Below are 11,926 nucleotides of genomic sequence, written 5' to 3'. Positions count from 1 at the left end.
GTTCTCGGAACGGGTCGAGGACGGCTTCCAGGGTCTCAGGTCCGGCGCACCGCGCCCCAGCGGGCCTGGGCCCAGCGCTCGAACAGCCCGAGCAGGGCGTCGGTGAGCTTGCCCAGGATCGCCAGCAGGACGATGGCCAGCAGCAGGCGGTCGGTGCGCCCGTTGTTCTGGGAGTCGGTGAGCAGGAAGCCCAGGCCCATCGAGGAGCCGAGCAGCTCGGCGGCCACCAGGAACAGCCAGGCCTGGGCCAGGGCCAGGCGCAGGCCGGAGATCACAGAGGGCATGACCGCCGGCAGCTGGACGGTCAGCAGCAGGCGCAGACCGGAGAAGCCGAAGGACCGGGCGGCCTCCACGAGATGGCGGTCGACCTCCCGCAGAGCGGCCGAGACCGTGGTGAACACGGGGAAGAACGCGCCGATGGCCACCAGGGTCACCTTGGAGTTCTCGCCGATCCCGATCCACAGCAGCAGCAGCGGCACCCACGCCAGCGACGGCACCGCGCGCAGCGCCCCGATCAGCGGCGAGCCCAGGGCGCTGGCCCAGGGGGAGAGCCCGATCAGGGCGCCCACGGCCAGCCCGAGCAGCGAGCCGATCACGAATCCGACAACCACGCGCTGAGTCGAGATCCCGATGTGGGTCCACAGCGCCCCGTCGGCCAGCAGCTCGCCACCGGCCTGCAGGACCGCCAGGGGACGCGGCAGCTGCACCGGGGAGAACGTGCCGTTCGTGGACAGCAGCTGCCACAGCGCGAGCAGTGCCACCGGCAGCAGCAGGCCCAGGCCGAGCCGGGCCCAGGGGCTGCGCAGGATGGAGCCCCGCGGGGCGGGGGTGCGGACCGAGCGCTGCGAGTCCGGACGCTGGGAGCCGGGACGGTCGGAGCCCGCGGGCTCCGGAGCCTCGGAGGCTGGTGCGGAGGTGGTCGTGACGCTCATGCGCTGTGCCCTTCGATGATCTCGGCCGCGCGCTGGGCGCTGGCCTCCTGCGCGAACCGCGCGTCGAGGATGGTGTCGATGGCCTTCTGGACGGTCTCCAGGTCGGGGACGTCACCGGTCTCCACGAGGATCGGGGCGATGCGCTCGAGGACCTCGAGCTGGTCGTCGCCGGGGACCGGGTCGATGTCCAGGTGCGTGCGCTCCCAGACGCGGGCGGCGGTGCCCCGGTCGATGTCGGACTCGCGGGCCAGGATCGCGATGCCCTCCTGGGGGTTCTCCAGCGCCCAGGCGCGGGCGTGGGCGTAGACGTCCACGACCATCTGGGCCCCGCGCGGGTTGATCTCCAGGAACAGCTCGCGGGCGTTGAGGAAGCAGTAGGTGTTGAAGGCCAGGTCGCGCTGGAACAGCACCGCCCCGTCCTGCTCGGCGCCGGCCATGATCGGGTCGAGCCCGGACCAGGCGTCCACCTGCCCGCTGGTCAGGGCGGAGCGGCCGTCGGCGTGCTGGAGGTTGACCACGGTGGTCTCGTCGAAGCCCATATCCGCCGCCGACAGCGCCTGCAGCAGGAAGAAGTAGGGATCCGTGCCCTTGGTGGCCGCCACCGACCTGCCGCGCAGATCCTCGACCGAGCGCAGGGGCGAGTCCGCGGTGCGTACGAGTGCTGCCCACTCCGGCTGGGAGCAGATGTCGATCGCGCGGATGGGGGAGCGGTTGGTGCGCGCCAGCAGCGCGGCCGAGCCCGCGGTCGAGCCGATGTCGATCGCCCCGCCGCGCAGGAACTCGTTGGCCTTGTTGGACCCGGCCGAGAACGTCCAGTGGACCTCCTGGCCGTCCTCTGCGGCGACGGTCTCCAGCCAGCCCTTCTCGCGGATGATCAGCGACAGCGGGTTGTAGGTCGCGTAGTCCAGGTAGATCTCGGTGTCCGAGCCGGCGGCCATGCCGCGGCCCGGGCCCTCGCCCTCCATGACGCACCCGGACAGGGGCGCGGCGGCGGCCCCGGCGGCGGCCAGGCCCAGCAGGCGACGACGCGTCAGCCCGCTCATGCCTCCACGCCCAGCAGGCCGAGCAGGTGCGTGCGGGCCTGCGTCAGCTCGGGATCATCGCGGTGGCGCGGTCGCGGCGAGTCGACCGTGAGGATCTCCTGGATCCCTGCCGGCCCGCCTTCCGGCGGCGTCCCGAGCACGACCACGCGGTCGGAGAGCACCAGGGCCTCTTCCACATCGTGGGTGACCACCAGCACCGTCGTGGGATCTGCGGCGTGGATCTCCAGCAGCAGGTCCTGCATCTTCAGACGGGTCAGGGCATCGAGCGCCCCGAACGGCTCGTCGAGCAGCAGCACCTGCGGATTGCGCGCCAGCGCCCTGGCCAGCGAGGCCCGCTGGGCCATGCCGCCGGAGATCTCCGACGGGCGGTCCTCGGCATGCTTCGTCAGCCGCACCAGCTCGAGCAGGTGCGCCACGCGCTGCTCGGCCTCGCGGCCCCGGACCCCGCGGGGCAGCCCGAGCGCCACGTTGCGGGCCACCGTGCGCCAGGGCAGCAGCCGCGGCTCCTGGAAGCCCACCGCGCAGCGCGGGTCCAGGCCGTGCACGGGCGCGTCGTCGATCAGGACCCGGCCGGCGGAGGCCGTGCCGAGACCGGCCACCGCGCGCAGCAGGGTCGACTTGCCGCAGCCCGACGGGCCCAGCACCGAGACGATCTCGCCGGGGCGGACATGGAAGCTGACGTCGGCCAGGACATCGCGCTGGAGGCCGCCGGAAGAGGGGAAGGACTTGCCGACGCCATCGAAGGTCAGGGCGGCGGCATCGACCGTGCTCAGGGCGGACGGGGGCGCAGAGATCATCACATCACTCCATCGGTCCTGGCATTAGCACCTTGTGCCGCGTAATGGACGGCACTGGTTGCTGCGGCGTCGACGAGCCAGGTCTCTCGGCCGCTCCGGATGGGAACCGGGGTCATTCAATGCCCTGGTCCGGGGAGACAGCAAATCGGAGGACGAGCGGGGCAACGCACGGGACGGGCTTCGCACCGTCGCCTCAGGTGTGCATAGGATGACGCTCACACGATCAAGAGTTCCGGCCCACAGCCCTGGCTGGCCGGACGGCAACCCTCTCCCGTAGCGGGGTGCCCCAGGTGAGGATCGGGCCGCTCGCTAGACCGCGTGCGGCAAGTGCGGCGCATGCACGCGCTGGACCCGCAGGTTGGCCGCGGCATGAGCGGCGCACGGGGCGCGGGTCTGACCCCTCAGGAGCAGCCTCCCATGGCCAAGCGGATCTCCCTGAACGCCTTCGACATGACCTGCGTGGATCACCAGAGCTTCGGGCTGTGGCGCCACCCGCGCTCGCGGGCCACGGAGTACAACACGATCGAGTACTGGACGCACCTGGCCCAGGTGCTCGAGCGGGGCCGCTTCGACGCCCTGTTCCTGGCCGACGTTGTCGGCATCTACGACATCTACCGCAACTCGGCCGCCCCCTCGATCGCCGACGGCGCGCAGGTCCCGGTCAACGATCCGTTCATGCAGATCTCCGCCATGGCCGCGGTGACGAAGAACCTCGGCTTCGGCGTGACCAGTGCGGTCACCTACGAGCAGCCGTACACGCTGGCGCGCAAGTACGCGACGCTGGATCACCTGACCCGCGGGCGCGTGGGCTTCAACGTGGTGACCTCCTACCTGCCTTCGGCGGCCGAGAACCAGGGTCTGCCCACCCAGATCGAGCACGACGAGCGCTACGAGATCGCCGAGGAGTTCCTCGACGTCTGCTACAAGCTGTGGGAGGGCTCCTGGGAGGACGACGCCGTCGTGAAGGACGTGGAGCGCGGGATCTACGCCGATCCGGCCAAGGTCCACCCGATCCAGCACCAGGGCAAGCACTTCACGGTGCCTGGTGCGGCGCTCACCGAGCCCAGCCCGCAGCGCACCCCGCTGATCTTCCAGGCCGGGGCCTCCTCGCGCGGGCAGGCCTTCGCGGGCAAGCACGCCGAAGCCGTGTTCATCGGCGCCCTGCGCCCGGACCTCACCCGGTACATGACCGACCGGATCCGCGACAAGGTCGAGGCCGAGGGCCGTGACCGGGACGACGTGAAGATCTACGCGATGCTCTCCGTGGTGGTCGATGAGACCGACGAGAAGGCCCAGGCCAAGTACCGCGAGTACCAGAGCTACGCCAACCTGGAGGCCTCGCAGGCCATCATCGGCGGCTGGTCCGGGCTGGATCTGTCCACGTTCCAGGAGGACGAGGTCCTGAACTACGTCAAGACCGAGGCCATCCAGTCCTTCCTCACGCCGTTCACCATGCAGGACGGCACCAAGCAGTGGACGCGCGAGGAGATCGCCCGCCACTGCGCGATCGGCGGCATGGGCGATGTGGTCGTGGGCTCCCCGCAGACCGTGGCCGATCAGCTCGAGACCTGGATCGACGAGGGCGGCCTGGACGGGATCAACCTGGCCTACCACGTGTCCCCGGGCTCGTTCGAGGACTTCGTGGAGCAGGTGGTCCCGGAGCTGCAGAAGCGCGGGCGCTACCGCACCGACTACGACGGCCCCACCCTGCGCGAGAACGTCTACGGTGCAGGGCAGACCAAGGTGCTCGACACCCACCCGGCGGCCAAGTACCGCGGGGCCTACATGGGCAGGCCGTCCACGGCGGACACCCCGGCGCGGGATCTCGGCTGAGGGCTGGGGAACGGCAGCTGGCAGAGGCCCTGGCCCTTCCGAGGGCCTTTGCCATCACTGGCAGGGATGCAGTGGCGATGTATGCGTCCAGAAATTCAAGCTGCGGTTCCCGAGGATTGCGTCCGCAGCCCTGCGCGGAGCCTCACGTCACGTGCACGAACGGGCGGTCCTGCTTGCGCGCCACCGCCCGGCGCAGGACCTCGTGCACGGCCGTCGCCGTCTGACCGCGGCCGAGGAGCAGGAAGCGCAGGGAGTTCACCAGCGGCGAGCCGTCGGACCACTCGAGGTAGAGGTGCGACGGCCGCCCCGTCCGGTCCCGGACGGCCAGGGCCACGCCGGCCAGGCAGGTGGGCACCGACGAGCCCTCTGCGCGCAGGACGCGGTGGCCGTCGATCTCGTGGGCACTCACGCGCAACCGGTCCTCGAAGTCCGATGGATCGCGCAGGGTCACCTCCACGAACAGGACGCCGTCGGCCGAGGGAAGGCGATGCCATTCGCGCTCGTCGCGCAGCTTCTCGGCCAGGTCGGGGTCGCTGAGCAGGAGCTGCTGGGCCTGGGCCCCTGCTGCGCCCAGCTGGGTGCGCGGCCGGTGCGCGATCAGCCGCACCGTGCGTCCGCGGCAGCCGCGCAGCCAGGCCAGCGAGGTCTGGTCGAAATCGATGCTGCGGATCCGCAGCTCCGAGGCCCGCCAGACCCGCGAGGCGAACGACGCTGCCAGCAGGGCTGCGATGAACACGAGGGCCACGTGGAGGCCATCGGGGCGGCTGATCATGTTGTCGGCGGTCGTGTAGGCGATCACCACGGTGATCGCCGCGAATCCCACGGCGGCGCGGCGATGCCCCCGCTTTCCCGCCGACAGGGTCGAGGCGAAGGAGGCCGAGAGCATCAGCACCAGCACCCCGGTCGCGTAGGCCCCGCCCTGCGCATCCACGTCGGCGCGGAAGACCGCCGTGACGACCAGGGCGGCAGCCAGGATCGTGAGCACCAGCGGCCGCGGAGCGCGGGTCCACTCGGGCGCCATGCCGTAGCGCGGCAGGTAGCGCGGGATGAGGTTGAGCAGACCGGCCATGGCCGAGGCGCCCGCGAACCACAGGATCAGCACCGTCGACAGGTCGTAGACCGACCCGAAAGTCTCGCCCAGCAGGCTGTGCGCCAGGTAGGCCAGTGCTCGCCCGTTGGCAGCGCCGCCGGGCTCGAACTCTCCGGCCGGGATCAGGATCGTGCACACCAGCGACGAGGTCAGCAGGAACCCGGCCATGATCAGCGCGGCGGTCGTGAGCAGTCGTCGGGTGTCCTCCACACGGCCCCGCAGGCCCCGCGAGGTGCGCACCAGGGGCATCACGGAGACCCCGGTCTCGAAGCCGGACAGGCCCAGCGCCAGCTTGGGGAACACCAGGGCAGCCACGGCGACGGCCGCCCAGGGCGAGGAGTGCTGGCTCAGCGCCGCATCCCACCACTGCGCGAATCCGATCTCCTGCGAGCGGGCGATCTGCCACCAGCCCACCGCCAGCACCACGGCGTTGAGGCTCAGATACACGGGGACCAGGACGACGGCCACGCTGATGGCCTCCGAGAACCCGGCCATGAACACCGCGCCCAGCAGTAGGAGCAGCCCGACGGTCACCCAGAACTGCCAGTGATGCGCCTCGGCTGGCACGTGCGGATTCTCGACGATGTGCACGGCGGCATCGGCCGAGGACAGGGTCATGGTGATGACGAAGTCCGTGATCGCGAAGCCGAGCAGGCACAGGACCAGCACCTTGCCACTCCAGCGCGGCAGCAGCGTCTCGAGCATCCGGATGGAGCCGGCGCCGTGCGGGGAGGCCACCGCCACCCACCGGTAGACCGGCAGCGCGCCGAAGAGTGTTACGGCCACCAGCACCAGGGTGGCCAGCGGGGAGATCAGCCCGGCAGCCAGGATCGCGATGCCGGGCTGATAGCCCAGGGTGGAGAAGTAGTCCACGCCGGACAGGCACATGACCTTCCACCAGGGATGGGTCTTCTCGTCACGATCGGGTCGGCGATGCGGGGCGCCGTAGGAGGCGGAGGGGGATCCGGCCAGCAGCCAGGCGGCGGCGCGGGAGGGCGGTGCGATCACGGCGTACATGATGCGCCTGTCCCGCTCACGGCCCCGCCGCCGAGGGCCTCAGGCGGCTGGCAGTTGCCTGTGAGCCGCGATCTGCCGATCAGTCGGGCAGCGGACCCGACCGATCCGGCTCGGGGCCGAGCAGCCCGCCGAGGGCCACCAGGAGCCCGCCCACCGCGAGCACCGCGGCGATCGCCGCGTGCGGCCCGAGCAGCTGCTGCAGCGGCGGCAGGTAGTAGGGGTAGAGCGCGGGCAGCACGATCGAGATGCTGTAGGCCACCCCGTATCCGCTGGCCCGGATCTCGTCGGGGAAGCGCTCCGTCAGATAGGCGCCCACCGGCCCGTAGCCGGTCACCGTCGTGACCTGCAGCGCGGTTGCCAGCAGCAGCACCGTGCCGATGCCGGCTCCGAGGGCCCCGGACAGCAGCGCCAGGAGGATGACGGGGGAGACCGCTGCGCAGAACAGCCCGAAGCCCACGAAGAACCGGCGCCGCCCGATCCGACTGGACAGCGCCCCCGCCCCGGCCATGGCCAGCGCGGACACGGCCGTCGCGCCCAGCATGACGAGGGAGACGGTCTGCGGCTCGAGCTGGGGCATGCGCGAGAGCTGGGCGGTCAGGGTGGGCACTGCCATGTAGGTGAGCAGCCACAGCCCGGTCATCAGCACGAGGACCTGCCGCAGCGACCGGCGGCTGCTGCCCCTGACGAGCTGCGCCAGCGGGTGCGCTGAACGGGCCGGGCGCCGGCGCTGCGGAGCCTCCTCGACCATGAGGCGGTAGTAGATCAGCATGGCAGCGGCCAGGGCGGCGCCGAGCAGGAACGGCAGCCGCCAGCCCCAGGCGGCGTACTGGCTGTCGTCCAGGAGCAGCAGCAGGAGGGAGGTGACGGCGGCGATGCTGGCGTTGGCCAGCGGCGACATCGCCATGATCATCCCGCTGAGACGACCGCGTGAGCGCGGGCGCGCCCACTCCATGGCCAGCGGGATCGCCGACGTGTACTCCCCGCCCAGAAAGATCCCACCCAGCAGGCGCAGCGCCAGCACCGTCAGGAACGTGCCCGCCCCGAGCACCTCGTGCCCGGGGACCAGGGCGATCAGCAGGGTCGTGAGGCAGATGCCGGCGAGGGCGACCTGGGTGATGAGCACCCGGCCCGCGCGGTCGGCGATCGGGCCGAAGATCATGGCCCCGAGCGGGCGGCCCAGCAGGGTGGCCACGAAGATCAGGCCGGCATTGCGCACGATGTCGTGATCGCCGAACAGCTGCGCCGACACCGGAGCCAGGGCGATCACGGGCAGGAAGATGTCGAACTGGTCGACGTAGTTGCCCATGATCCCACCGCGGATCGCGCGGCGGGTCGGTGCGGGAGGGCGCCCGTCGGAGGATGCGGTCGCGGGGGCGGACAGGGGTGCAGAAGGCATCGAGCTCTCACTTCCTTCGCCGGTATGAACCGGAGCAGGTTCGACGGTCGAAGCCGCGTCAGCTTCCTCTCAGCCCGTGCCCGGGCTCCCGTGTGGGGTCATTCAGCGGTGCAGGTCCCACGACCTGCGCGCCGCACCGTCGATTCTAGCGGCGCGACGGGTTCGCGTGGCCGAGGCCCGAGCATGTGAGGCACAGTGAGGGCGTGTCCCTCACTGCCTCCGAGCTCTCGAGCCTCCCGACGCGCCCGGACACGTGCTCGCGCATGCTCGGCATCGATCTGGCGCGGGCCGTCGCCCTGCTCGGGATGATGGCCACCCACACGATGGACCTGGTGGATGCGGCCGGTGATCCGCAGCCCGTCGGGCTGATCGCGGGCAAGGCGGCCGCGCTGTTCGCGGTGCTGGCCGGGTTCTCGGTCGAGCTGTCCACGCGGCGCTATGGGCGCTGGCGCGAGGCGGCTGCCTCACTGGCGGTGCGCGGCGTGCTGATCGCGATCCTCGGACTCGTGCTGGGATCGCTGTCGAGCTCGATCGCGGTGGTCCTGGTGAACTACGGGGTGCTGTTCCTGCTCGCCCCGCTGGTCCTGCGGCTTCCGGCCCGATGGCTGGCGGCCACGACCGTGCTCTGGCTGGTCGCTTCCCCGGTGGCCTCCCACCTGATCCGCGACGGGCTCGGCCTCCAGCGCGCCGTCGAAGCGCCCGAGCTCTCCCACCTGGCTCAGCCGGGTGAGCTGGTCATCGGCGTGCTGCTCACCGGCTACTACCCGGTGCTGCAGTGGATGGGCTACCTCCTCGTGGGGCTGCTCCTGGCCCGGCTCGACTGGCGCAGCGCCGCCACGGCCGCCTGGGCAGGGGCCGTCGGCGCCCTGCTGGCCGCTGCGGCCTGGGTGAGCTCGCAGCTGCTGCTGTCCGCAGGCGGGCACGAGGCGCTCGAGCGCGCCGGCTCCGGTCTGCCGCCGCTGGCCTGGGGCTCGCCGTATGCCGCGCAGACCATCGGCAGCCACGGGACCACGCCCACGACCACGTGGTGGTGGCTGGTCACGGTCGGTCCGCACTCGTCGACGACCTTCGACCTGGTCTTCACCTCGGGCATCGCGGCGGCGGTCATCGCCGTGTGCGTTCTGATCTGCCTGGCGATAGGGGAGCGCACCCGCCTTCTGATGCCCGTGCTCGCGGCCGGCTCCATGCCGCTGAGCATGTACACGCTGCACGTGATCCTGTCCGAGCTCACCGACCTGTACGTGCTGCATGTGCTCCTGCTGCTGGGGCTCGCCGCGCTGTGGCGGACCGGCGGGGAGGGGCCTGGACCGCTCGAGAGCTTGGTCTCCGGGACCGTGCGGCTGGTCGTGCCGCGGCGCTGAGCCTCCCGGCGCCGCGTGGCCTCAGGCGGACGTCGTCGACTCGCCGGACTCCTCCAGCAGGTGATTCGGCAGCCGATTGCCCTGTGCGCGGCTGCGGATCTCGAGCAGCGTGCGGGCGTGCTGCCACAGCCGCTTATCCGCTTCGGTCACCGGCTCCCAGGCGGGGACAGGCACGGAGGTGCCCTCCTCGTCGCGGGCCACCATGACTGTCAGGCAGTTGGTGGTGACCTCCAGCTCGCGGGACTTCGGATCCCCGGAGCGGACCTCCACGGCGATGTGCATGCCCTTGGTCCCGGTGTAGATCAGGCGGGCGTCGACCTCGACCAGATCCCCGATGTGCAGGGGGCGCATGAAGCGGATGCCGCCGGAGAACACGGCCACGGTGTCCCGGCCGCAGTAGCGGGTCGCACAGAGATATGCGGCCTCGTCGATCCATTCCATGACGATGCCGCCGTGGACCTTGCCGCCCCAGTTCACATCGGTGGGGGCGGCCAGGAAGCGCAGGACCTCGCGCTCGCCGGTGCCCTCCGCGCTGAAGTCCTGGCGGGCGATCTCGGCGGTGATCTCTTCGCGGATCGGGATGCGCGAGAGCGCGTAGTCACGGGCCAGCTCCTGCTCCAGGCCCCGCGGCTCGAAGCTCGGCACGGGCGTGGACTTCCCGCTGCCGTCGACGGCCACGAAGATCGTCAGGCACCGGGCCCGCTCCTCGAGCTCGCCCGTCTTGGGATCGCCCGAGCGCACCACGGTGTTGATGTGCATGGAGGACCGGCCCGTGGTCAGCACCGTGCCGGTCACCTCGACCATCTCGCCGACCTGCACGGGGTACGCGAAGTGGATGTTGCCCACGTAGGCGGTCACGCAGTAAGACCCCGACCAGGCGGCGGCCGCGGCGAAGGCGGCCTTGTCCACCCACTCCAGGACCCGGCCGGCGTCGACAGTCCCGGAATGCCCCTCATCGGTGGGTGCTGCCAGGAAGCGAAGTGTCACCTCGTGGCGTCGGGAACGGCTGTCGGCGGGGGCGGGCGTCGTCTGGTCCATGGCGATGAAACTACCGCAGGTGATGCGGCGAGAGCCCCGACCGCGGGGGTCGGGGCTCTCAGCTGCTCTGCGCGGAAGGTAAGGGATTCGAACCCTTGGTGCAGGGTCGCTGCACAACGGTTTTCAAGACCGTCTCCTTCGGCCGCTCGGACAACCTTCCCGTGACGGGTCGGCATGCACCGCCCGCACATCGGCTCATTCTTCCACTGGCATGCGCTGGGAGCCGAATCGACGCGGCGGGCGTCTGCCCGCCTCCGTAGCCTGGGCACGACACACCCCGACGATCGCAGGAGGCCCATCATGCGCGCAGTCGCCGAAGCCGACCACGGGGGGCCCGAGGTCCTGACCGTGACCGATCAGCCCGTCCCCGAGCTCACCGCCGACGGGATCCGCATCCGCGTCGAGCATGCCGGGATCAACCGCGCCGACGTCCTCCAGAGAACCGGTCATTACAAGGTTCCCGACGGCGGCTCCGCGATCTACGGACTCGAGATCTCCGGCCGCGTGCTCGAAGTCGGCGCCGAGGCCCCGCAGCACGCCCTGTCCGGAGACGTCCTGGTGCCCGGGGCCCGAGTCTGCGCCTTGGTGGACTCGGGAGGCTACGCCGAGGAGGTCGTCGCCCCGGCGGCGAACGTCCTGCCGGTGCCGGATGCCCTGTCCATGACGGATGCCGCCGCGCTGCCCGAGGTGCTGGCCACCGTCTGGTCGAATCTCGTGATGGAGGCCGGTGCTCGGTCCGGGCAGACGCTGCTGCTGCACGGCGGCACGGGCGGCATCGGCACGGCGGCCATCCAGATCGCCCGTTCGATCGGCATGCGCGTGATCACCACCGTGAGCTCCGAGGCCAAGGCCGAGTTCGTCCGCGAGCTCGGCGCGGAGGCCATCCGCTACGACCAGGAGGACTTCGTGGGCCGGGTGAAGGAGCTGACCGATGGCCGCGGCGCGGAGGTCATCTTCGACGTCGTCGGCGCCAAGTACCTCGAGCCGAACCTCAAGGCGCTGGCGGTGGACGGGACGCTGATCATCATCGGGCTGCAGGGCGGTCGGAAGGCCGAGATCGATCTGGGCTCCTTCATGGTGAAGCGCCAGCATCTCGTGGCCACCACGCTGCGTGCTCGGCCGGCGGATCAGAAGGCTCGGATCATGGCGCAGGTCCACGAGCACGTCTGGCCGCTCGTGGCCTCCGGCCAGATCCGCGCTGTTCTCGACAGGGAGTTCCCGCTCGATCAGGCGGCGCAGGCGCATGAGCACTTCGACTCGGGGACGCACATCGGCAAGATCCTGCTGACCCCGTGATCGAGGACCGGCGAGGCCATCGAGAGGCCGATTCCCCACCGCACCTTCATCGAGCGGCCGGATCCTCACCACTTCCGTCGGCTAGCGGTGAGGAATTGGCCTCCGGATGAGCTGGCAGTGGGA

At 70.9% G+C, this 11,926-nt stretch carries 9 protein-coding genes, 1 tRNA gene and 3 riboswitches; of the genes, 3 read left to right on the top strand and 7 right to left on the bottom strand.

Annotated features, from left to right (window positions below; genetic code table 11):
* Nucleotides 1-35 precede the first annotated feature (35 nt).
* From FFS25_RS00205 to FFS25_RS00195, 3 genes are all read right to left on the bottom strand, one after another.
* The gene (locus FFS25_RS00205; RefSeq protein ID WP_137801484.1) at nucleotides 36-932 is read right to left on the bottom strand and encodes an ABC transporter permease; all 897 of its coding nucleotides are present in this window, start codon (nucleotides 930-932) and stop codon (nucleotides 36-38) included.
* The gene (locus FFS25_RS00200; protein ID WP_137801483.1) at nucleotides 929-1,975 is read right to left on the bottom strand and encodes an aliphatic sulfonate ABC transporter substrate-binding protein; all 1,047 of its coding nucleotides are present in this window, start codon (nucleotides 1,973-1,975) and stop codon (nucleotides 929-931) included. The genes FFS25_RS00205 and FFS25_RS00200 overlap by 4 nt, the downstream gene beginning before the upstream one ends.
* A complete protein-coding gene (locus tag FFS25_RS00195; protein WP_171004029.1) occupies nucleotides 1,972-2,772 on the bottom strand; it encodes an ABC transporter ATP-binding protein in 801 nt (266 codons plus the stop codon). The genes FFS25_RS00200 and FFS25_RS00195 overlap by 4 nt, the downstream gene beginning before the upstream one ends.
* Nucleotides 2,771-2,878, bottom strand: a riboswitch (SAM riboswitch). It overlaps the preceding gene by 2 nt.
* Before the next feature lie 115 nt (nucleotides 2,879-2,993).
* Nucleotides 2,994-3,108, top strand: a riboswitch (SAM riboswitch).
* A gap of 81 nt (nucleotides 3,109-3,189) precedes the next feature.
* Between FFS25_RS00195 and FFS25_RS00190 the strand changes: the two genes are divergently transcribed.
* Nucleotides 3,190-4,605, top strand: coding sequence for an LLM class flavin-dependent oxidoreductase (locus tag FFS25_RS00190; RefSeq protein ID WP_137801626.1), 1,416 nt, complete (start codon nucleotides 3,190-3,192; stop codon nucleotides 4,603-4,605).
* 142 nt (nucleotides 4,606-4,747) lie between these two features.
* Here FFS25_RS00190 and FFS25_RS00185 read toward each other — a convergent pair whose 3' ends face one another.
* Both FFS25_RS00185 and FFS25_RS00180 read right to left on the bottom strand, forming a co-directional pair.
* Entirely contained in the window at nucleotides 4,748-6,712 is a 1,965-nt protein-coding gene (locus FFS25_RS00185) for an APC family permease (protein ID WP_137801481.1), read from the bottom strand.
* 79 nt (nucleotides 6,713-6,791) lie between these two features.
* A complete protein-coding gene (locus tag FFS25_RS00180; protein WP_137801480.1) occupies nucleotides 6,792-8,108 on the bottom strand; it encodes an MFS transporter in 1,317 nt (438 codons plus the stop codon).
* A riboswitch (TPP riboswitch) is annotated at nucleotides 8,103-8,210 on the bottom strand. (Overlaps the previous gene by 6 nt.)
* A 101-nt stretch (nucleotides 8,211-8,311) precedes the next feature.
* On the opposite strand from FFS25_RS00180, the gene FFS25_RS00175 reads away from it, so the two are divergent.
* The gene (locus FFS25_RS00175) at nucleotides 8,312-9,469 is read left to right on the top strand and encodes a heparan-alpha-glucosaminide N-acetyltransferase domain-containing protein (RefSeq protein ID WP_137801479.1); all 1,158 of its coding nucleotides are present in this window, start codon (nucleotides 8,312-8,314) and stop codon (nucleotides 9,467-9,469) included.
* Nucleotides 9,470-9,490: 21 nt separating this feature from the next.
* On the opposite strand, the gene FFS25_RS00170 is transcribed toward FFS25_RS00175, so the two are convergent.
* A complete protein-coding gene (locus FFS25_RS00170) occupies nucleotides 9,491-10,507 on the bottom strand; it encodes an acyl-CoA thioesterase (RefSeq protein WP_137801478.1) in 1,017 nt (338 codons plus the stop codon).
* Between the two features lie 72 nt (nucleotides 10,508-10,579).
* A tRNA-Ser gene (locus FFS25_RS00165) sits at nucleotides 10,580-10,667 on the bottom strand.
* A gap of 140 nt (nucleotides 10,668-10,807) precedes the next feature.
* Between FFS25_RS00165 and FFS25_RS00160 the strand changes: the two genes are divergently transcribed.
* Nucleotides 10,808-11,803 (top strand): NAD(P)H-quinone oxidoreductase, encoded by a 996-nt coding sequence (locus FFS25_RS00160; protein WP_137801477.1) that lies wholly within the window; start codon nucleotides 10,808-10,810, stop codon nucleotides 11,801-11,803.
* The last annotated feature ends 123 nt before the right edge of the window (nucleotides 11,804-11,926 follow it).

Source organism: Kocuria sp. 2SI (assembly GCF_005502825.1).
In the GTDB taxonomy this organism is placed as follows: domain Bacteria; phylum Actinomycetota; class Actinomycetes; order Actinomycetales; family Micrococcaceae; genus Kocuria; species Kocuria palustris.
The sequence above is the reverse complement of the archived record's forward strand: the minus strand, read 5'-3'. Positions and strand labels throughout refer to the sequence as shown.

Excerpts from the sequence above, each read along its gene's own strand:
- FFS25_RS00205 (WP_137801484.1), bottom strand. The coding sequence starts at position 932 with ATGAGCGTCACGACCACCTCCGCACCAGCCTCCGAGGCTCCGGAGCCC.
- FFS25_RS00200 (WP_137801483.1), bottom strand. The coding sequence starts at position 1,975 with ATGAGCGGGCTGACGCGTCGTCGCCTGCTGGGCCTGGCCGCCGCCGGG.
- FFS25_RS00195 (WP_171004029.1), bottom strand. The coding sequence starts at position 2,772 with ATGATCTCTGCGCCCCCGTCCGCCCTGAGCACGGTCGATGCCGCCGCC.
- FFS25_RS00190 (WP_137801626.1), top strand. The coding sequence starts at position 3,190 with ATGGCCAAGCGGATCTCCCTGAACGCCTTCGACATGACCTGCGTGGAT.
- FFS25_RS00185 (WP_137801481.1), bottom strand. The coding sequence starts at position 6,712 with ATGTACGCCGTGATCGCACCGCCCTCCCGCGCCGCCGCCTGGCTGCTG.
- FFS25_RS00180 (WP_137801480.1), bottom strand. The coding sequence starts at position 8,108 with ATGCCTTCTGCACCCCTGTCCGCCCCCGCGACCGCATCCTCCGACGGG.
- FFS25_RS00170 (WP_137801478.1), bottom strand. The coding sequence starts at position 10,507 with ATGGACCAGACGACGCCCGCCCCCGCCGACAGCCGTTCCCGACGCCAC.
- FFS25_RS00160 (WP_137801477.1), top strand. The coding sequence starts at position 10,808 with ATGCGCGCAGTCGCCGAAGCCGACCACGGGGGGCCCGAGGTCCTGACC.